Origin of the sequence: Polaromonas sp. CT11-55 (genome assembly GCF_047303325.1) — a bacterium.
In the GTDB taxonomy this organism is placed as follows: Bacteria; Pseudomonadota; Gammaproteobacteria; order Burkholderiales; family Burkholderiaceae_C; genus Polaromonas.
The window spans coordinates 107,078-128,227 of sequence record NZ_JBKBEX010000013.1 but is presented as its reverse complement, the minus strand read 5'-3'; the positions used below and the strand labels follow the sequence as shown (position 1 = coordinate 128,227).

Sequence of the window (21,150 nt, the reverse complement as noted above, 5' to 3'; positions counted from 1 at the left end):
GGCTCACTTGCGTGAGCCGCCCGCCTTGCCGCCGGCGGGGGCGCCCACCTGCGGGTGCGCACCATGAATGTGGGCCGCACGGCCGCGGTCCACCGGCGTGCGGTTCTGGCTTTGCTGTAGCGCGGCTTTTTCCAGGCCGCTGAGGATGCCGCAGTCGCCCGCAGCCTGGCCGCTGGCGCATTGTTCGCGGAGCAGCTTGAGGTCTTTTTCCAGCGCCTTGAGTTCGCGTATGCGAGTGGCGACGTGGTGAATGTGTTCATCTAGCAAGGTGTTGACGTCGGCACAGCTGCCGGCGGGCGCGTCCTTGAAGTTCAGCAGCGTGCGGATCTCGGCCAGCGTCATGTCCAGCGAGCGGCAGTGGCGTATGAAGGCCAGGCGCTGCACATGGCTTTCGTCGTAAATGCGGTAGTTCGAGCCGGTGCGCGCCGCTTCAGGCAGCAAGCCCTCACGCTCGTAGTAGCGTATGGTTTCCGTCTGGGTTTGCGCGGTTTTGGCCAGTTCCCCGATTTTCATGGCGACCTCCTTCAATACCGTCCCACATGGCATCAGGGTCACTTGACTCTAAGGCCGCTACAGGGTTTCCAATTAAGCCATGAAATCTGAAAAACACCTTGTTTCCACCCTGGATGCCCCTACCAGCGACTGCTGCGGCGGTGCCCACGCCGCACACGCCCCGGCACCCGTGGCGGCCGGCGCCGTGGGACGGCTATTTCGCATCGCCACCATGGACTGCAGCGCCGAGGAATCGGACATACGCCGCGCGCTGGAGCCCATTGCCGGCATACGCTCGCTGGGCTTCCAGCTGGGCGCGCGCACGCTGCGCATAGACGCTGGCGAAGAAGCTTATGCGCCCGCCCTGGAGGCGATTCGCAAAGCCGGTTTTGACCCACAGCCGGCCCAATCCGCCGCCTCGCAAGCGGACGGCCATGAAGGCCATCACCACGACCATGCGCACAGCCACGGCAGCAGTTTTGGCGGCGCCACCCGCCTGGTCGCGGCGCTGGTGCTCGCGGCGGGCGCCGAAGCCCTGTCCTTTTTTGCCCCGGACCTGCTGGCCTGGAAAATCGCCGGCATGGCGGTGGCCGCCTTGGCCATTGCCCTGGCCGGGCTGGACACTTACAAAAAAGGCATGGCCGCCCTGCTGCGCGGCAAGCTCAACATCAACGCACTGATGTCAGTGGCCGTCACCGGCGCCTTCCTGATAGGGCAATGGCCGGAAGCCGCGATGGTGATGGCACTTTACGCCATTGCCGAGCTGATCGAAGCGCGCGCGGTGGACCGCGCCCGCAACGCCATCAAAGGCCTGCTGGACATGGCGCCCGAACAGGCGCTGATGCAAGGGAAAGGCGGCGCCTGGGCCGTCACGCCGGTGGCCGCCGTGCCGCTGCATGCTGTGCTGCGCATACGCCCCGGCGAGCGCGTGCCGCTGGACGGCGTGGTCATCCAGGGCAGCAGCGCCATCAACCAGGCGCCCATCACCGGCGAAAGCATTCCGGTCGACAAGGAAATCGGCGACGCGGTGTTTGCCGGCACCATCAATGAAACCGGCGAGATCAGCATCCGCGTGACCGCGGGGGCGAGCAACACCACGCTGGCGCGCATCATCCATGCCGTCGAGCAGGCCCAGGGCAGCCGCGCGCCCACGCAACGTTTTGTCGATCGCTTTGCAGCCGTTTACACACCCGCGGTGTTTGCCATCGCTGTCGCGGTCGCCGTGCTGATGCCGCTGCTCGCGGGCCTCAGCTGGCAAGACTCGCTCTATAAGGCCCTGGTGCTGCTGGTCATTGCCTGCCCCTGCGCGCTGGTGATTTCCACGCCGGTTACCGTCGTCAGCGGCCTGTCGGCCGCCGCGCGACGCGGCATCCTGGTCAAGGGCGGCACCTATCTTGAGCAGGCGCGCCTGCTCAAGGCCGTCGCGCTCGACAAGACCGGCACCATTACCGAAGGCAAACCGCAACTCGTGGACTGGCGCGCCTGGGACGAAGGCGGCCCCGCGAACCTCACGCAGCTGGCCGCCGGCATGGCCGCGCGCTCCGACCACCCGGTGTCCCGAGCCATCGCGGCCGGTTTGAAGAGCGAGGCCGCCGATGTGCAGGACTTCAAGGTCTTGCCGGGGCGCGGCACCTCGGGCGTGGCCGGCGGCCGGCTCCTGGTGCTGGGCAACCACCGCCTGATCCATGAAATGGGTTTGTGCGGTGTGGAACTCGAAGCTGAACTGGCCCACCACGAACAGCAAGGCCGCACCGTGACCCTGCTGGCCGACGAAAGCCGCGTACTGGCGCTGTTCGCGGTGGCCGACACCATCAAGCAGACCTCACGCCAGGCCATCATCGACCTCAAGGTCTTGGGCGTCACGCCCGTGATGCTGACCGGCGACAACGCCGCCACGGCACGTGCCATCGCGACCCAGGCCGGCATCGAAGACGCGCGCGGCGACCTGCTGCCCGAAGCCAAGCTCGAAGCGATTCGCGACATGCAGCAACGCTACGGCGCCACCGGCATGGCGGGCGACGGCATCAACGACGCGCCCGCGCTGGCCCAGGCCGATATCGGTTTTGCCATGGGCGGAGCCGGCGCCGACACCGCCATGGAAGCGGCTGACGTGGTCATCATGAACGACAACCTGGAGCGCGTGGCCGAAACCGTGCGGCTGTCGCAAAACACGCATGCCATCCTGTGGCAGAACATCAGCCTGGCGCTGGGCATCAAAAGTATCTTCCTGGTCCTGGCCGTCTTCGGCACGGCCACCATGTGGATGGCGGTATTTGCCGACATGGGCGCGAGCCTGCTGGTGGTGGGCAACGGCTTGCGACTGCTGCGCCACCGGCATTAATTGCATTAGCAGCAGCTGCATCAGCGGCTGCAGCGAACGCGCATCACGCGCGGTTACGTTTGTCTGAATTTCGTTCACAAAGAACCTGGGTGCGTTGCCAGCACCAAGCCCACCAGCTTTCACGGTGCGGCGCACCTCCTTTCGCACTCACCTCAGAGGAACATCAACGTTCCTCGCATTCAATCCCACCGCCTCCCGCATGCGTGAGTTGCGCATGCGGGAGCGTGGATGTTTGGGTTTGGGTCTGTGTCCACGTCTGTGTTCACGCTTGTGTTTGTGTCCATTCTCTCTATGAGAGATGGGTATTCACGAATGCGTAAACGCTATTGGCGTGTTCTTCATCATCTCTTTAAAGTTCGGCCGCTACGGCACTACAAAAATAAAGGAGAGGGCGTGCTTATTTCAAATCAATCAACGACGGCATGGCGAAACATGCCTGATCTTTCCGAAGACAAAAACAGAAGCAATCCATGAAAGGAGTTTTCCTCTCCATCGTGATTGCAGCGTGGGTCGCCTTCTGCGGTTGGGTCGTTGAAAAAATCGGCAACCCCATACCCGATGGGTCCATGCGCTTGCTGATCAAGTTCCTGTTGTTTGTTCTCCTCTTCACCACGCCCTTGCTTCACCTCATGGCGAGAACTGCTGGAGCCCCAGCATGAAGCGCCGCGCCTTGTTGCTTGCCGCGGCATCCACTTCATTGCTGAGTGGCTGCCTGTACGACCGGTGGTTTGATCTTGAATGGGATGAGGAGGTGCAACTGCACGATGGTCGAGTGATCGTCGTGCATTTGAAGCGCTCCTACGAGCGCCTTAATCAAGGGTTCACACGGTATGGGGGAACCATCATTTCAAGAGATACGACGCTGACGTTCGATGCCGGCGGAACAACTGGCAAGGTCACGCAGTTATTCAAAGGATTTGGCCCTTCCCTTCTTGATCAGCACGAAGGCGCATGGTACGTCACGCTACGAGGGGGATCTTATTACCGCTCACAGGAAATACCGGGACAAGACTGGGGGCGATATGCCTGGGGTGATTGCGACGAGGTAGCGAAGCTTGTAGGAACTCAATTTGTTCCCATTCGAATTCACGACTTGCCGCGTGCATTGCGCGAGCCAAACATGTTGCTATACGGCACAGCCGCTGAGTACGCCCAATTTCATGAACTACGCATATCGCTAAAAAACAAAGAGGCTTGGTTAGTTAAGCATCCTCTTAGCTATGGTCATATCAACACTTGTCGCCCGCGGGAGGGAGCAACAAGTCCAACCGCGCTTTCTGCACCAGCCCAAGAAACAGGAAGCTCAAAGTGACGCAACCATTCGAGTACGCACTGCTGTCAGGCGACGCCTACAGGGACGCCAGACAATTTAGGGGCAACTATGCCCCTATTCCACAGGGATGGACCGAGTTAACTCAATACGCCATTTCAGGGTCCGGCCCCAATGCCAGTTTTCCGGGCAGCGGTTTTAGCGCCCGGGTCTATCGGGATGTGACAGGCGAAATCGTGATCGCCTATGCGGGTACGCAGTTTGGTGGTTCAGGCGCGGGGCAGGCAGGCGACTGGCTCGCGGGCAATCTGCCCCTGGCTGCCGGACTGCTGGGCCCGCAAGCGGTTGCCGCGGCAGAGCTCTACCAAAGGGTTGCCGCCGATCTCGGCAAAACCGTCACCTTTACCGGGCACAGCCTGGGCGGCGGCCTGGCCGCCATGATGGCGGTGTATTTTGACCAGGCCGCCAAGGTATTTGCGCCCGCGCCATTTGGCAAGTCCGCCGACCCTACGCAGTACGCCCTGGGCGCCTTGGGGCCGCTGGCCGCCATCAGGGCCAAGCTCTTTGCCAATGCGCTGCTCGATCCCCATCTGGGGGGTATTCCGGAGGCCCTGGCCGACTTCAGTCCGGGCGGCGACTACACCGCGCGCTCGGCCAAGGTCCAGGCTTGGGCCGTCAAAGGCGAGATATTGGAAAAAACGCTCTTTCTCTTGCCCTTTATCGAAACCTCGGGCACACGCACCTCCTTGTTCACCGCCGGCGAAACCGAGCTGGGCATGACCGCCAAGCACAGCATTGATTTGCATGCCGCAGGCTTGATGAGCCCGACCTTTAACAAATGGGCCGCCACTTTGCCGGGCGCCTTGCCGCTGATATTTGACAGAAATTTCTATGCGGTGGATTTGATTACTGGCACAGAGCAGGATTTTCTGGTCAAGCTCAATCGCAACCAGATTGGGGTAACGGACACCGCCCCCAATGCCATGCTCAGCCACTTCGCCAATGACCTGCAAAAGCTGGGCACGAATATGGCCGGCCTGAGCCGGGCTGCACAAGACGCCCTGACCGCTCAGAGCATCGAATGGTATTTCTGGCAGGGCAACGACTATGCCGGGCAAGAGTTCTTTAACCAAACCGGTGAGTTGCTGCAATACACGTCTGCCCAAGCTGCCGGCTTGGCCAACGTGCAGAACAAGGCGGTGAACTATGTCGGCAAGTGGCTGACTGCCGTGACCGATGAAAATGGTGCTCCCGTTGGAGATGTCACCTATGACCAATGGAATGTGGTTGCCGGCAGTTCAGGGGCGACCGCGACGGCCAAGGATGCCAACAAAGGCCAGATCTTTATCGGCGGTGCCGGCGGTGACACCTTTACCGGAGGCAACAAAGGCGATGTCTTTTATGCCAGCGCCGGCGACGACAGCCTGAATGGTGGAACTGGTGACAACGCCAACGACTGGCTCTATGGCGGCGCTGGCAATGACACCTATAAGTTCACGGGCACTTTTGGCAGTGATGTGGTGATTGACAGTGACGGTCAAGGTTCTATTGAAGTGGACGGTGTGACCTTGCAAGGCGGCAAGAAGCTGGACGACAACTCTTGGTACAACAAAGAACAAGGCTTTGTATTCGTCTTGCTTGGCAGTGGCGATAACAAAACCCTTGTGATTCAAAAAGATTCGAGCCTGAATTACATTCGCGTGCAGGGTTGGCAAAACGGTCAACTAGGGTTGACGATGGAAGGCACTTTGGCGGAGACGCCCGAAGTTGCCCACATCTTCACCGGCGACCAGCACGGCCAGCTCGTCGACGATCCTGGAACCGGCCACCCGCGCTACGACTGGAACAGCACTACCTGGGCGGCCGACGGCACGCTGGCCGGCGGCGTGGTGGAAGCCGGCTACCGCGACGTCATCATCGGCAGCAATGGCAACGACAAGATCAGCGGGCTGGGCGGCAACGATGCGTTGGTTGGCGGCGGCGGCAACGACGAGATCGACGGCGGCGACGGCAACGACCTGATAGGCGGCGGTGCGGGCAGCGACACCATCCATGGCGGCGCGGGCAACGACACCATCCTCAGCGCCAGCGGGCTGAACGTCTTCCAGCGAAACAGCCCCACGGCGGATTGGGAACCGACGCTGGCCCAGAATGGTGGCTCGCTGGTTTATGACGATGCGCCTGACGTGATCGACGCGGGTGCGGGCAATGACACGGTCTACGCCGGCCGCGGCAATGACCGCATTGACGGCGGCGCCGGCGTTGATGTGCTGTACGGCGGTGCGGGCAACGATATTGTGGAAGGTGGCGCCGACGACGACACCCTGGTGGGCGACGGCACCAATGTGCCCAACACCTATGGCTCGGTTGCAGGAGCCGACCATGGAAACGACTTTCTGGATGGCGGGGACGGAAACGACGGTCTTATAGGCGGCGGTAAGGACGACACACTCTTTGGCGGGGCGGGCAACGACCTCATGCACGGCGATGACGTGGAGGCTCAGCTGGCGGGTGAATTTCACGGCAACGACTACCTCGACGGAGAAGGCGGCGACGACCGTATGGCTGGCGGCGGCAAAGACGACATCCTTTACGGTGGCTCGGGCAATGACATGCTCAACGGCGACAACACGCAGGACCTGCTGGCCGGCGAGTTTCATGGCAATGACTACCTCGACGGCCAGGAAGGCGACGATCTGCTGGCTGGCAGTGGCAAAGACGATGTGCTGTATGGCGGTACCGGCAACGACGTATTGCTGGGTGATGACACCGAAAGCAACCTGGCCGGAGCATTCCACGGCAACGACTACCTGGACGGTGGCGACGGAGACGACGTGCTAAGGGGCGGCGGCGGCAACGACACCCTCTATGGCGGCAGCGGCAATGACACCCTCAACGGCGACGACGAGCCGGAGAACCTGGCCGCTGAATTCCACGGCAACGACTACCTGGACGGCGGCGACGGAGACGACGTGCTCAAGGGCGGCGGCGGCAACGACACCCTTTACGGCGGCAAAGGCAATGACACGCTGATAGGCGGTGCCGGTGCCGACCTGCTGGACGGAGGTGAGGGCAACGACAGCTACGAAGCCGGCGCCGGCGACACGGTGAGCGATACCAGCGGCACCAATACCTTGAAGCTCGCCGACAGCGGCCCTTACACGGTCAGCACCAGCGGCGCCGATCTGGTGCTGAACTACGGTGACAGCGGTAATTTGCGCATTACCGGGGCTTTGGGCGGCAGCATTGCTTCCATCGATGGTGTGGCGCTGGGCGACTGGCTGCAAAACCACCTGAGCGAAGACGCCAGCCTGCAGAGCACCGGCGAGAACCAGGTGCTCACGGGCGGGTCGGGCAATGACGAGCTCAGCGCCCAGCACAGCGGCGTGACCTTGCGGGGCGGGAACGGCAATGACCTGCTGACGGGATGGGCGGGCAACGCCACACTCAACGGCGGCGATGGCAACGACGTTCTGGACGCCTCGGGCGCCGCCAACGTTTTAACCGGGGATGCGGGCAATGACCGGTTGACCGCGGCCGGCGGAGACGACACGCTGGATGGCGGCGTGGGCAACGACATCCTCTCGGGTGGCGCGGGGAGCGATACGCTGCGCGGCGGCGCGGGGGATGACGTGATTGACGGCGGGGATGGTGATGACCGGCTCTCCGGCGGCTCCGGCATTGACATTTTGCGGGGCGGCAATGGCCTGGACACCTACGTGCTGGGCTACGGAATGGGCCAGGCGACGCTGGAAGACCATTCGCCCGAAGGCTCGGTCATTGAGCTCGACGCCTCCGGCCTGCAGCTGGAGAGCCTCACAGCCAGGCGAGTCAATAACGACCTCGAGGTCGGAGTTCGCGGCACAGACACTCGCATGCTGGTCAAGGATTACTACGGTGCCACGCAGACCTCCTTGCTGTTCAAGGACCCGCAAGGCAATACGCTTTCGGTGCAGGCCTTGGTCGATGCCTCCACCCCTCAGTGGGTCAACCTTCAAGGCAGCCTTATTGAAACGGCCAAGGCGGAAGCGCGCAGCCGGATCGGAGCGGAATATTCTGCGCAAGGCTATGCCCGGCAGGCAGATGGCGGCTGGTACATCGCCGATGCCCTGCGCCTGCTTGATAACAACAGCTACGAATACGTCACCACCACGACTTACACGCACCAGCTGATGAGCAACTCAAGCACGACGTGGACAACACCGTCCACCAGTGTGGCGGGTACTCAATGGGCATTTAGCGATGGTGATTGGGTAGATTACGCATCCCGCAGCGACACAGCGGTCGCCGTCAGCGACCAGTCACAGACGGTTTCGGATGAATTCATCTCGCTGGCTTCAATGTCTGGCTCCGTGTCCTACCAGCAGATATGGCGCGGCGTGGCGTGGTCGGTGCGCAGCTCTGAAGCGGGCACTACGACCAGTCCCCGGATTCAGTATGTGCGGTCGGAGCCGGGCTCGCCGCCGGAGATCATTACCGAGGAGTCAAGTTCGACTTACCTCACCCGTTTCTATTCAGGCCTTGATACCGGCATAACGCTGGAAGACCCGGGAGCCGCCGCTACCGCGGGGCCTTTGCCGGCTTATGTTTCCGGTGTTTTTGCCCATCGCCAGTGGAATTACCAGCTGGGGCAGGTCACGCTTTCCGACGGCAACCATACCGTGATGGCCGACGGCTATTCATCGGTCATTGGCGGCGTGGGTGACAACATCATTTACAACGCCGGGTTCGCGTACGGCGGCACGGGCAACGCCATCCTCAGCGGGGGCAACACCCTCATGGCCGGTAGCGGCGACCAGTACCTGGAATACGGCAAAACCATGGTGGTGGGTGACGGCCACGACACGGTGCTGGCAAGGGCTTACAGGCGCTTTGAGCTCTACTACGGCACATCAACGCCGCGTGAGACGGTGAGAATTTTGGTGGACCCCAACAATACCGGGATGGACCTGCTGCTCAGCGAGCATGAACTCAGCAACGGCGGGTTGGACCAAAACAGGAATGGCTTGGACGATGTCATTGAAAGCATCTACCAGGAGCAAGGCTTTAGCTACGGCAGCAAAATTCAATACAGCTACCAGCACGGCGGGAAATTCTACTGGGGCGGAGGTTTCTTTGACACGCTTGAAGCTGCGCGTAACGCCTATTACGAACAACAGCAAGGCACAACAAACAGCCAGGAGTGGAGCGATGAATTCGCGAGCTACATCAAGCCGCTTCCCGCGCTGTTCAGAAACCCGGGGTTCGCCGACGTGCTGCAAAGCTGGGGGCCGGCCAGTGATTACTATGACTCGCATCCGCTGCAGACGATTCTGCTGACGGCCAACAATTTTGCGGTGCTGCAGCCTTACCTGGAAGCCGGGCTGTTGCCCCTGAAAACGGTGGTCTTCGGGCCGGGGCTGTCACTGGCTGACATCGGCCTGTCATGGGGCGTTGCGGTCTCTCCGCTGGACGGCGAAGCGCGCGTCACGCTCAAGCTGCAGTGGGGGCCTGACCAGGGGGTTCAGGTCATGATTCCCCGCACGGACGACGTGCTCAACGCGGCCATCCAGAAATTCGAGTTTGCGGACGGCTCCACGGTGTGGCTGCAGGACCTGATTGCCATGGCGCCGCCGGCGCCCGACTTTGACCTTGGCTACGCGCAGCTCCATGCGGGCATGGGCGCGCAGAGCGCGGATGCGGCCGACGTGACCGGCATTCGCGCGCTGGTCGCATCCGCCAGTGAGCTCAAGGTCGAGAGCGACGGTGTGGACCTGGTGATCTCCATCATCGGCAGCAGCGACAGCCTGCGGATCACGGGCTGGTATGCAGACCCCAATGCCATGTCGCGGGCTATCTTGTTCACGTCAGGCAATACGGCGCTTTCCGCGGCCGAGTTGACGGACAGGGGCCTGATCAAGGACGGCAGCGCCGGCGGCATGGACCTGCATGGCATACCCGGCTTTGCCACCACCTTTATCGCCGGGCCGAACACCCGCATGACGGGCAATTCGGGCATGGACGTCTATGTCTATAACCCGGGCAGCGGCGAGGTGCACATCACCGACCCGGGCGGCGGCGCCGTGCGCTTTGGCAGCGGCGTCAGCGCCACGGCCACACTGGGCCTGGGCGATGGCTCGCTGCTGGTCAAGCTGGGCAACCAGGGTGACAAGATTTACCTGGAAAATTTCGACCCCAGCAACGCTGGAAACTTCCAAAGCGTGTGGAACTTTGAGTTTGCCGGCGGCAGCACGCTGAACCTGCAGGACCTGCTGAACCAGGGTTTTGACCTGTCGGGCACCTCGGGTGCCGACACCATCAACGGCACCAGCGTGACTGATCGCATTCTTGCGGGCGCGGGCGACGATGTGTTGCGTGGCGGCAGGGGCGATGACACGCTGGACGGCGGGGCCGGCAGCGATACGTATTTGTGGTCCAGAGGCGATGGCGATGACGACATCAACGAGGTGGGCGATTCGGGTACAGAGACGGATACGGTGAAACTCCTGGGCGTTAAATCGCACGAGATGCGACTCGGGCGCGACACCACCAATCTCTACTTGAATATTGGCACCGAACAGATCGAGATTGCCAATCATTTCAGCAACCCCCATTCCAGCCTGGAAAAAGTTCAGTTCAGCGACGGCCGAACCTGGAATAAGGGAACACTGGACACCGCACCCTATCGGGGAACGGACGGCCCTGACGTGTTGGTTGGCAGCACAGGCGCCGAGCAACTTATGGGCTTGGCAGGCGACGATAGCTACATTGTTGACAACATCCGCGACGTTGTTGATGAAGAGGCCAACGAAGGCATCGATACCGTCACCAGCTCCGTGGACTACACCATCAGGGCCAATATAGAGAACCTCATCCTGGCGGGCAGCGCCCTTGAAGGAACAGGTAACGCGCTGGACAACATGCTCATCGGCAATCGGGAGGCCAACCGGTTGACAGGCGGTTTCGGCGCGGACACCCTGATCGGCGGAGACGGGGACGACATGCTCGACGGCGCGGCCACCAATGATGTTTCCACGGTGGAAATGATGGTGACAAGCGACAGCAGCGCGGTCTATTACGTTTATGGAAGTCCCACCATCTCCCTTACGATGGAAAACTGCATCGTTCCCGGTGTCATGCCGGGCGGGTCTGTCAGGTTTCAGGGTGGGATTAGTAGTTCGATCAACATTTATGTCACACCGGGTAGCCACGTAGACCTTGGCAACGTGGATATCAACACAGGCAGCGTCCACCTTAGCGGGAAATTTTCCGACTACAGCCAGACAGTAGACCAGAACACCGGCATCCTCAGCTTCAGCCGTGAACTAGCAGGAGGCCAAAACGAGCGCTTGGACATAAAAGCGTCCGATCTGGATTCGCGGCTGTATTTTGCCGATGCCTATTTCGTGCTCAACAGCAACGACAGCCGCCTGGTGTCCACGGCCAGCGACCTAAATCCTTGGGAATGGAATATGAACCCCTGGGATTACGGGAACTTCTATCCCTTTCAGGAAACCCGTGTCTTTGAGCCGATCCAGGAAGCTTGGTTGACAACGGGCGAGCAGGCCTGGCCCCTTGACATTCCCATGATCACCCAGGGTGCGGACCGTCTTGTGGGAGGCCTTGGCAACGACCTCTACTTCCTGGATGACGCGGGCGATACGGTGGTTGAGAACGCTGAAGAAGGCACGGACACGGTGCAAAGCCATCTGGCCAACTACACCCTGGGTGCCCATGTGGAGAACCTGACGTTGCTGGGCAGCGGGAATATCAACGGCACCGGCAATGCCCTGGCCAATGTGCTGGTCGGCAACGCCGGCAACAACACCCTCGCAGGCGACCGTGGCGGCGACACCTACCAGGCTTACCGCGGCATGGGGCAGGACCGCATTGTGGAAAACGATGCAACGCCGGGCACCATTGACGTACTGTCTTTCAGTACGGAGATCAGCGCCAACCAGCTATGGATGCGCCGCAGCGGCAACGATCTGGAGATCAACATCATCGGCACCGCCGACAAGGCCACCGTGCAAGACTGGTACCTCGGCGACGCCCACCATGTCGAACAGATCAGCCTGAGTGACGGCAAGGTACTGCTGGACTCCGACCTTGAGATTCTGGTGCAGGCCATGGCCCCATATACGCCACCGGCGATGGGACAGACGGACCTGTCAGCCGCCTATGCGGCCCAGCTGGCCCCGGTGATCGCGGCCAGCTGGCATTAAATCATCAGCGTTCGACCGTCTTGTTCCAGCGCGCGTTCCAGGCCGGGCGGTTTTCGTTGATCGCGTCCCAGTCGACCGTGGTCGCGGTTTTCATGTACTCGTTCATCTGCGCCACCAGTGCGCCGGCCTTGCCGCTCGCCTTGGTCTTGGGGTTGGACGGGATCTGGTCGCCGAACTCGAGCGCGGCGGCCTGGGCTTCGGGCGACAGCAGGTACTGGGCCAGCTTGTGGGCCAGCGCGGGTTCGCTGTTCTTGGCGATCACACATTCGCCGACGGTCAGCACGGCCGAGCCTTCCTTGGGCTGCACGTATTCCACGGGCAGGCCTTTGTCCTTGAGCACACCGACGGCGGTGGGTGTGAGCGGGAACATCGCGGCTTCGCCGGTCTGCACCATTTCAGCGAGCTTGGCCGAACTCGGGATGTATTCGAGCACGTTGGGGCCTATGGTGGTGGGCCAGGCCTTGAAGCCGGGCTCCACGTTCTTGTCGTTGCCGCCCTGGATGCGGTTGAACAGCAAAAAGCCGTGAAGGCCGAAGGTCGACGAGGACAGCGACTGGAACACCACCTTGCCCTTGTACTTGGGATTGGCCATGTCCATCCACGAGGTAGGCGGCGCCCAGCCTTTTTCGGTAAACATCTTCTTGTTGTAGGCGATGCCGGTCATGCCGATGTTGACGCCGGCGGCCATGTCGCCCTTGAAGCGCGCGGTGGGGAACAAATCGTTCAGCACGGGGCTGGCCTGCATTTTTTCGCACAAGCCCATGCCGATGGCGCGGTACATGATGCCGTCGTCCAGGAACATCACGTGCATCTGCGGGTTGTCCTTGTTGGCCTGGGCCTTGGCCAGGATGTCCGAGGAGGTGCCGGGCACGACCACGACCTTGACGTTGTTGGCTTTCTCGAAGGCGCCGAAAACATGCTCGGTATAGGTTTTTTCCATGGTGCCGCCGTTCATGCCTATGTACAGCGTCTTGGTTTGGGCCATGGCATTGCCGCCGGCCAGGCCGGCAAGAACGGCAAGCGACACGGCGGTGGCGCGGGCGGTCGAAAATCGCGGGAAGATGTTCATGGAAAACTCCTGGTGGCGTGGGTGAAGAAAAAAAACTAGACAACAGCGGAAGAGGCAGACCCGGTGGTTGTCGCACGCGGGCTGGCGGAAAAGCGTTGAATCGAAAAGGCGTCTATCGGCGTGGCGCTGCGGCCTTCGCAAACCAGGTCGGCCAGCACCGCGCCTACGCCCGGCCCCAGCTGGAAGCCGCCGCCGGCAAAACCGAACGCATGAATCAGGCCCGGTGTGGTGGCGCTGGGGCCCAGCACCGGCAGGCGGTCCGGCAGGTAGCCTTCGGTGCCGCTCCAGGTGCGGATGATGTGGGCGTTCTTGAGCGCCGGCAGCAGCTCGACGGTCTGCTGCATCAGGCCGGCCAGGCCGCTGCGCTGCACACGGGCGCGCTGGTCGTCCAGCGCATACCCCCGGCCGCCGCCAATGACGCAATTGCCGCGCGCCACCTGGCGGGCGTAAACGCCGCCGCCTTCCACGCCCAGGCTCAGGTCCATGAAGACGGGCAGCGGCTCGGTCACCGCCATTTCGGGATGGCCGGACTCCATGGGCACGGTTTCGCCGAATTGCGCAGCGATGCGGTCCGCCCAGGCACCGGCACAATTGAGCAAATGTTTGGCGCGCACTTCCAGCGCATCGCCCGAGCGCAGCACAAAAACGTCCCCGTCGCGCGCGACCTCGTCCACACGGGTCTGCTCGCGGATGTGGGTGCCCAGCCTGTGCGCGGCCAGCGCGAAGGCCGGCGACACCAGGCGCGGGTTCGCCTGGCCGTCGCCGGGGCACAGCGAGGCGCCGACCGCGGCCCGGCCCAGCCAGGGACAGCGCTCGCGCAGGGCGCGCGTGGACAGCATGCGCAAATCCATGCCGAATTCCTGCGTGCGCTCGCGGTAGTTTTCCAGCGAGGCCAGGTCGGCCTCGCTGCGCGCGATCTTCAAATGGCCGGACCGGATGTATTCGCCGTCCGTGCCTATCAGCTCGGGCAAGCGCGCCCACAGGCCCTGGGCGCGCTGCGACAACGGCAGCTGGCTGACCGGCCGGCCCTGGCGGCGCACGCCGCCGTAATTCACGCCGCTGGAGCGCGAGCCGCAAAGGTCGCGCTCGAGCAGCACCACCGAAAAACCCATGCGGCGCAAAAACAGCGCGGCCGATGCACCCATGATGCCGCCACCGACAATCGCCACGTCAGCCGTGAGGCGCTCCATCATGCGGCCTCCTGCTTCGACGCCGGGGCCAACATGGCCGAGAACGGCAGGGGCTTGATCGGCGACTGCCCGCGCAGGCGGCCCACCGCCTCGGGCTGTGCAGCGCAGGCCTGCGCAAGAATCTCGGCCGCCGCAACACCGCAGGTGCGGCCCTGGCAGCGGCCCATGCCGACGCGCGTCAGCGCCTTGAGGCGGTTCATCTCGCGCGCGCCCGTGTCGGCCACGCAGCGGCGCAATTGACCCACGGTGATTTCCTCGCAGCGGCACACCACCAGCTCGTTCGGCGCAGCCGCGGCCCAGCCGTCCGGAAAAGGAAAGGCGCGCTCCAGCCCCCGGCGAAACGCGGCAACGCGCGCCAGGCGCTGCTCCAGCCATAAGGCGCGCGAGTTGTCCATGAGCTGCCCGGTATCGGCCAGCAGGGCCAGTGCCGCGCGCTCGCCGGCCCACTCGGCCGCATCGGCGCCCATGATGCCGGCGCCGTCGCCGGCCAGGTAGACGCCGGCCACGCTGGAACGCCCGGCCGCGTCGCGCTCGGGCAGCGCGCCGCGCTGCAGGCCGTCATAGGCAAAGCGGCAGCCCAGCAGGTCGGCCAGCTGCGTCTCGGAGCGCAGCGCGTAGCCGAAGCCCACGGCGTCGCAGGTTATGCGGTGCTCGCGGCCGGCCTTGTGCCAATGCATGGCCTGCACGCGCTCGCCGCCCTCGGCAGCGGCCAGCTCCACGCCCTGGTGCACCGCGACGCCGTGCGCGCGCAGCCAGCCCAGGTAATACAGGCCCTTGGCCAGCAGCGCCGGCTGGCGCAGCATGGCGGGCACGGCGGCGGCCTTGCCTGCGAAGCTTGCTGTATCGAGCACCGCCGCGACCTTCGCGCCGGCCTTCGCATATTGGTAGGCGATCAGGTACAGCAGCGGCCCGGTGCCGGCAAAGACCACGCGCGAGCCGATGGCGCAGCCCTGGAACTTGAGCGCCACCTGTGCGGCGCCCAGCGTGTAGACGCCGGGCAGTGTCCAGCCCGGAAAGGGCAGGACGCGGTCCGTCGCGCCGGTGGCGACGATGAGGTGGCTGTAGGGCAAGGTGCTCATGGCGCCCTGGTGCAACAGGTCCAGCTTGCCGCCTTCGGCGCTCCAGACCAGGGTATCGGGACGGTAGTCGACCTTGTCCAGGATGGCCGCCATGGTGCCGTGCAGCGCATCGGCACGCCCGGCCTCAAAGCCATAAAGCGCCTCTTTGGGCCGCGTGAAACCCTCGGGCGGCTGGCGGTAGATCTGCCCGCCCCAGCGCGGCGCTTCGTCCACCACAACCGGCCGCAGGCCGTGCGCCACCAGTGCCTGGGCCGCGCGCACGCCGGCAGGGCCGGCACCCACAATGACGGGCCGCACGCTCATGCCAGGCCCTCCGCGCCGGTCGCCAGCCGCATGCCTTCTTCGATGAAGGTGCCGCAGGCGCGCAGGCGTTTGCCCGACTCGGTGGCGACCCAGCAGTCCTGGCAGGCGCCCATCAGGCAAAAACCGGCGCGCGGCTCGCCGCTGAATTCGCTGAAACGCAGCCGCGCGCTGTGCGTGAGCACCGCCGTGAGCACGGTGTCGCCGGCCAATGCCGTGAGCGGCTGGCCGTTGAGCACAAAACCCACGGGCTTGCGGCCGCCTTCGGCCACGCGCTGCAGCAGCGCTGTGCTTTTGGTGTTGCCGGGAGTGCCGGACCTGTCGACGGAGGAAGTCATTTGTGTCCCACCAGAATCTTGTCAAGGCCGTAGATGCGGTCGAGCACCAGCATGGCCACCGCCGTGAGCGCCACCATGAGTGCGGAGACCGCCGCCATCAGCGGGTCTATGGACTCGGTCGCGTACATATACATGCGCACCGGAAGCGTCACGGTGGAAGGCGCGGTGACGAAGATGGACATGGTCACCTCGTCAAAGCTGTTGATAAAGGCCAGCAACCAGCCGCCGGTGACGCCGGGCAAAATCATGGGCAGCGTGACGCGGGTGAACACCGTGGCCTGGCTGGCGCCCAGCGAGAGGGCCGCCTGCTCGGCGCTGCGGTCGCTGCCCTCCACCGAGGCCAGCACCAGGCGCAGCACATAAGGCGTGATGATGACCACGTGCGCCAGCGCCAGCCAGAAGAAGCTGCCGGTCGCGCCTATCAATGAGAAGGTGCGCAGCAGCGCCACGCCCAGCACCAGGTGCGGAATGATGAGCGGCGAAAGGAACAGGCCATTGAGGAAGTCACGGCCCGGAAAGCTGTGGCGCGCGATCGCCAGCCCGGCCGGCACGGCCAGCACGGTCGCCAGCGTGGCCGAAATCGCGGCCAGCCAGAGGCTGTTCTTGAAGGACTGCACAAAGTCCGAATGCGCGAACACCGCGCGGAACCAGCGCAGGGAAAACTCCGTGGTCGGGATAGCCAGCGTGTTGCCCGGCGTGAAAGCCACCACGCAGACGATGACCAGCGGCGCCAGCATGAAGGTGATGACGAGCGCGTTGAAAAGCAGCGCGAGGGGACCGTTTTTGGACATGGCTAGATCTTTCTATTCCGTGCCTAATTCAGTTCGAGACTAGGCGCGCCGCCGCAGACAGTGCTGTAGCACGGCAAGGCGGGGCAACGACGTATCGGACTGAAGTAGGCATGGAATTACCCGAGAGACTTTTTGTAGGAGCGCTCCAGCACACGGTTGTAGCTCAGCATGATGGCCAGGTTGGCCAGCAGCAAAGTCAGCGCGATGGCCGCGCCCAGCGGCCAGTTGAGTTCGTGCAGGTACTCGTCGTAGACCACGGTGGCCACCATCTTCAGGCGCCGCCCGCCCAGCAGGCCCGGAATCGCGAAAGCGCTGGCGCTCAGGCCGAAGACGATCAGGCTGCCCGACAGGATGCCCGGCAGCACCTGCGGAAAAATGATGCGGCGCAAGGTGGTGAAATGCGAAGCCTGCAGCGACAGCGCCGCGTCTTCCACACCTGGGTCCAGCTTTTGCAGCGAGGTCCAGACCGGGATCACCATAAAGGGCAGCATCACGTGCACCAGCGCGATGACCACGGCCGCCTCGGTGTAGAGGATGCGCATGGACGGCAGGCCGACTGCGCGCATGAGCTGGTTGACCACACCCTCGGGGCCCAGCAGCATGCTCCAGCCGAAGGCGCGCACCACCACAGACACCAGCAGCGGCGCCAGCACCACCAGCAGCAAAATCGAGCGCCAGGGGCTGCGCATGCGGCTCAGCACATAGGCCTCGGGCGCGCCCACCAGCACGCAGATCAGTGTGGTCAACGCCGAGATCCACAGCGTGCGCCAGAAGATGCCATGGTAGTAGTCGTCCGTCAGCACGGCGGCGTAATGCGCCAGCGTGAAGCTGTTCTTGACGCCGGTGGCGTGGTCGAAAACCTGGAAGGACAGCACGGCGGTGAGCGCCAGCGGCACCAGCAGCAGGCAGGCGAACAGCGTGAAAGCCGGCGCCGACAGCAGCCAGGGCGCGCGCGAGGCGCTCACCCGTGCCGGCGCGGCCGCGGCGGCGCCGCTCATGCCGGCACTCCTTGCGCGCCAGGCAGCAGGCGCACCTGTTGCGCGGCCCAGTCCAGGCCCACGTTCGCGCCCTCTTCGGCCGGCGCCGTGCCGTCGTTGGGGCAGACCACCGCAAGCTGGCCGGCCGCGGTGGACACCTGGTAGAGCCACTGGCTGCCCAGGAAGAAACGCTCCTTGACCGTGCCGCCTATGCGGCCCTGGGACTCATGTACCAGACGGATTTTTTCGGGACGCAGGCTCAGCACCACCGCGTCGCCCTGCGACACGCCGGCAGCCTCGACTTCGACCGGCACATTGCCACCCACATTCACCGTGGCCCAGGGGCCGGTGGCCGCCACGCGGCCTTCGAGCAAATTGGCCTTGCCGACAAAATTCGAGATAAAGCGGGTCTGTGGGTGTTCATAGAGCCGGTGCGGCTGGTCGATCTGCGTGACGCGGCCGGCCTCCATGACGACCACACGGTCGCTGATGGACATGGCCTCGGTCTGGTCGTGCGTGACCATGATGGTGGTGGTGCCGACCTTGCGCTGGATCTGCCGCAGTTCGAACTGCATCTCTTCGCGCAGCTTGGCGTCCAGGTTGGACAGCGGCTCATCCAGCAGCAGCACGGGCGGCGTGATGACCAGGGCACGGGCCAATGCCACGCGCTGGCGCTGCCCGCCCGAGAGTTCGCGCGGGTAGCGCGCGGCATGGGCCTCCAGGTGCACCAGGGCCAGCGCGGCCTTCACGCGTTCGGCGCGCTCTTCCTTGGGCACGCGGCGCATTTCCAGGCCGAAGCTCACGTTGTCGTAAACGCTCATGTGCGGGAACAGCGCATAACTCTGGAACACGATGCCCAGGCCGCGCGAATTGGGTTTGGCATGGGTGATGTCGCGGCCATCCAGGGTGACCTGGCCGGACGTCACCTCGCAAAAGCCCGCAATCATCTGCAAGGTGGTGGTCTTGCCGCAGCCCGAGGGGCCCAGCAGCGAGACGAATTCGCCCTTGTCCACCGACAGGTTCATGTCGGCCACGGCACGCGTCGCGCCATAGGACTTGTTCACATTTGCCAGGGTCAGAAAGGACATGGGGAGCACCTCTGCAACAAGGGGGTGGCCAGCGCCGTACGTTCCAAACGACATACAAAACGGTGACACCTTGATGACTTCATGCTAGGGCATGTACGAAAAAATCGTCAATAGGTTATTCCGTATAGAGATATCTTTATTTGATTTATTCCGTTTAACGGAATTTCTATACACTTATGCCAATACTGATTCCGCCAAAGGAGAGAGTGTGAAAGACGAAGACAATAGCTCCAGCAGCGTGCAGCGCGCTTTTTCCATCATCCGGGCGCTGGCGGCGACACAGGCCAAGGGCGGGCGCATCACCCACATCGCCAAGGCCACGGGCCTGACCCAGGCCACCACCCACCGCATCCTGCAAAGCCTGGTGGCCGAGCGCGTAGTGGAGCAGGAAGCCGGCTCCAAGCTCTACCGTTTGAGCATCGAATTTTTCGCGCTGGCCGCCCAGGCCGGCAATGCCATGGACCTGCGCGGCCTGTGCCGGCCGTCCATGCTGCGCCTGTGCGCCAGCCTGGGCGACACCATCTTTTTGCTGGTGCGCAGTGGTTTTGACGCGGTCTGCCTGGACCGCAGCGAGGGACCCTTCCCGATACGCTCTTTCACCGGCGACATAGGCGGGCGCGTGGCCCTGGGCATGGGCCAGGGCAGCCTGGCCATCCTGGCCTTTCTGCCCGAAACCGAGCGCGAGGAAGTGATCCGCTACAACCTGCCGCGCGTGCGCGAGTTCGGCGTGTATGACGAGGTCTATCTGCGCACCGAGATAGAGCGCGTGCGCGAGCTCGGCTACGCCGGGCGCAACACCAACCTGCTGGACGGCATGGCCGGCGTCGGCGTGCCGGTGCTGGACCGCGACGGCCGCGCCGTCGCCGCGCTCAGCGTGGGCACGATTTCCTCGCGCCTGAGCCCGGACCGCCTGCCCACGGTGGTGGAACTGCTCAAGCGCGAGGCCACGGCCATAGGCGCGCAGATCAACCCATTTGACAGCACCTTGCGCCGGCCCGCGCAAAGCCTGGCGCCGGCCGACAAAGCCTGAGGCTTCAAGGCACTGCGGCTTGCTCACGCAGCCACTCGCGCAACTGCACCAGCGGCCGCCAGCTGGTTTTCTGCGAAGGCCAGACCAGGTAGTAGGCAAAGTCTGAACTCAGCGAGAGTTCAAAAGGCACGGCCAGCGTGCCGTCGGCGATGTCGTCGGCCACCAGGAAGCGCGGCAGCACGGCCAGGCCCAGGCCGGCCTTGACGGCCTGCGCGATCATGGAAAACAGCTCGTACTTGGGGCCGCTGCCCGCGCCCTGCGCGTCGTCGATGCCGGCCAGCTGGAACCAGTCGCGCCAGGCGTGCGGCCGCGTGCTCTGGTGAATCAGCGTGAACTTCAATACATCGGCCGGCTTGCGCAACTGGCGCTTTTTGACCAGCGCCGGGCTGCACACCACCACGCTGTCCTCGCCCATCAGGTATTCCGATTCCGTGCCCGGCCAGTCGGGCCGGCCGTAGTGGATGGCGGCGTCCAACCCCGTCAATGAAAAATCAAAAGGCTGCAGGCGCGTCGCCAGGTTCAGCGTCACATGCGGGTGCGCCTTCAGGAAGGACGGCATGCGCGGGATCAGCCACTTGGTGGCAAAGGTCGGCACCACACCCAGCTCCAGCGTGCCGCCCTCGCCTTTGGACGAGACCAGGTCCAGCATCGCGGCTTCCAGCGCATCGAGCGCCGGACTGACTCGCGCCAGCAGCGAGCGGCCGGCATCGGTCAGCTCCAGCTGGCGCGGCAGCCGGCGGAACAGGCTCACGTCCAACTCCTGCTCCAGCCCCAGGATCTGGTGGCTGACCGCGCTCTGGCTCACCGACAGGTCTTGCGCCGCCAGGGTAAAGCTGCCACGGTGGGCGGCGGCCTCAAAAGCCAGCAAGGCCTGGGTGGAGGGGATTTTTCGGCGCATCGCATGAATATATCTCATGCGTCCATCGAAATTGATCCTTTGTACCGACTGCCAAAATTGCCGAGAATCCGGCTTTCACCCGC

At 63.6% G+C, this 21,150-nt stretch carries 14 protein-coding genes; 5 read left to right on the top strand and 9 right to left on the bottom strand.

Translation table 11 applies throughout. The features are described from left to right. Nucleotides 1-3: 3 nt before the first annotated feature. Entirely contained in the window at nt 4-513 is a 510-nt protein-coding gene (gene cadR, locus ACEN8I_RS14020; protein ID WP_413329096.1) for a Cd(II)/Pb(II)-responsive transcriptional regulator, read from the bottom strand. 79 nt (nt 514-592) lie between these two features. On the opposite strand from cadR, the gene ACEN8I_RS14015 reads away from it, so the two are divergent. The 4 genes from ACEN8I_RS14015 (at nt 593) to ACEN8I_RS14000 (ending at nt 12,307) form a co-directional block, all read left to right on the top strand. Beyond that, nucleotides 593-2,833 (top strand): heavy metal translocating P-type ATPase, encoded by a 2,241-nt coding sequence (locus tag ACEN8I_RS14015; protein WP_413329095.1) that lies wholly within the window; start codon nt 593-595, stop codon nt 2,831-2,833. Nucleotides 2,834-3,303: 470 nt separating this feature from the next. Beyond that, on the top strand, nt 3,304-3,492 hold the full coding sequence (locus ACEN8I_RS14010) for a hypothetical protein (RefSeq protein ID WP_413329094.1): 189 nt from the start codon (nt 3,304-3,306) through the stop codon (nt 3,490-3,492). Next, complete coding sequence (locus ACEN8I_RS14005) at nt 3,489-4,145, top strand: hypothetical protein (RefSeq protein WP_413329093.1); 657 nt, start codon at nt 3,489-3,491, stop codon at nt 4,143-4,145. Before ACEN8I_RS14010 ends, ACEN8I_RS14005 begins: the two co-directional genes overlap by 4 nt. Nucleotides 4,146-4,324: 179 nt before the next feature. Continuing rightward, the gene (locus ACEN8I_RS14000; RefSeq protein ID WP_413329092.1) at nt 4,325-12,307 is read left to right on the top strand and encodes a calcium-binding protein; all 7,983 of its coding nucleotides are present in this window, start codon (nt 4,325-4,327) and stop codon (nt 12,305-12,307) included. A gap of 4 nt (nt 12,308-12,311) precedes the next feature. Here ACEN8I_RS14000 and ACEN8I_RS13995 read toward each other — a convergent pair whose 3' ends face one another. From ACEN8I_RS13995 to ACEN8I_RS13965, 7 genes are all read right to left on the bottom strand, one after another. Then, nucleotides 12,312-13,376, bottom strand: a complete 1,065-nt coding sequence (locus ACEN8I_RS13995) for an ABC transporter substrate-binding protein (protein ID WP_413329090.1) — start codon at nt 13,374-13,376, stop codon at nt 12,312-12,314. Between the two features lie 35 nt (nt 13,377-13,411). Then, complete coding sequence (locus ACEN8I_RS13990; RefSeq protein ID WP_413329089.1) at nt 13,412-14,569, bottom strand: NAD(P)/FAD-dependent oxidoreductase; 1,158 nt, start codon at nt 14,567-14,569, stop codon at nt 13,412-13,414. After that, nucleotides 14,566-15,948 carry an FAD-dependent oxidoreductase gene (locus tag ACEN8I_RS13985; protein ID WP_413329088.1) on the bottom strand — a complete coding sequence of 461 codons (1,383 nt, stop codon included), beginning with the start codon at nt 15,946-15,948 and terminating at the stop codon, nt 14,566-14,568. Before ACEN8I_RS13985 ends, ACEN8I_RS13990 begins: the two co-directional genes overlap by 4 nt. Further along, nucleotides 15,945-16,283: a (2Fe-2S)-binding protein gene (locus tag ACEN8I_RS13980; protein WP_413329087.1), complete on the bottom strand. Its 339-nt coding sequence runs from the start codon at nt 16,281-16,283 to the stop codon at nt 15,945-15,947. The genes ACEN8I_RS13985 and ACEN8I_RS13980 overlap by 4 nt, the downstream gene beginning before the upstream one ends. After that, nucleotides 16,280-17,074 carry an ABC transporter permease gene (locus tag ACEN8I_RS13975; RefSeq protein WP_413329086.1) on the bottom strand — a complete coding sequence of 265 codons (795 nt, stop codon included), beginning with the start codon at nt 17,072-17,074 and terminating at the stop codon, nt 16,280-16,282. The genes ACEN8I_RS13980 and ACEN8I_RS13975 overlap by 4 nt, the downstream gene beginning before the upstream one ends. Before the next feature lie 116 nt (nt 17,075-17,190). After that, nucleotides 17,191-18,072, bottom strand: coding sequence for an ABC transporter permease (locus ACEN8I_RS13970; protein ID WP_413329085.1), 882 nt, complete (start codon nt 18,070-18,072; stop codon nt 17,191-17,193). Next, nucleotides 18,069-19,139 (bottom strand): ABC transporter ATP-binding protein, encoded by a 1,071-nt coding sequence (locus ACEN8I_RS13965; RefSeq protein ID WP_413329084.1) that lies wholly within the window; start codon nt 19,137-19,139, stop codon nt 18,069-18,071. The genes ACEN8I_RS13970 and ACEN8I_RS13965 overlap by 4 nt, the downstream gene beginning before the upstream one ends. Before the next feature lie 208 nt (nt 19,140-19,347). Here ACEN8I_RS13965 and ACEN8I_RS13960 point away from each other — a divergent pair, with 208 nt between their 5' ends. Further along, a complete protein-coding gene (locus ACEN8I_RS13960) occupies nt 19,348-20,169 on the top strand; it encodes an IclR family transcriptional regulator (RefSeq protein ID WP_413329083.1) in 822 nt (273 codons plus the stop codon). Between the two features lie 4 nt (nt 20,170-20,173). Here the strand turns inward: ACEN8I_RS13960 and ACEN8I_RS13955 are convergent, their stop codons facing one another. Further along, nucleotides 20,174-21,085, bottom strand: a complete 912-nt coding sequence (locus tag ACEN8I_RS13955) for a LysR family transcriptional regulator (protein WP_413329082.1) — start codon at nt 21,083-21,085, stop codon at nt 20,174-20,176. Nucleotides 21,086-21,150 lie beyond the last annotated feature (65 nt).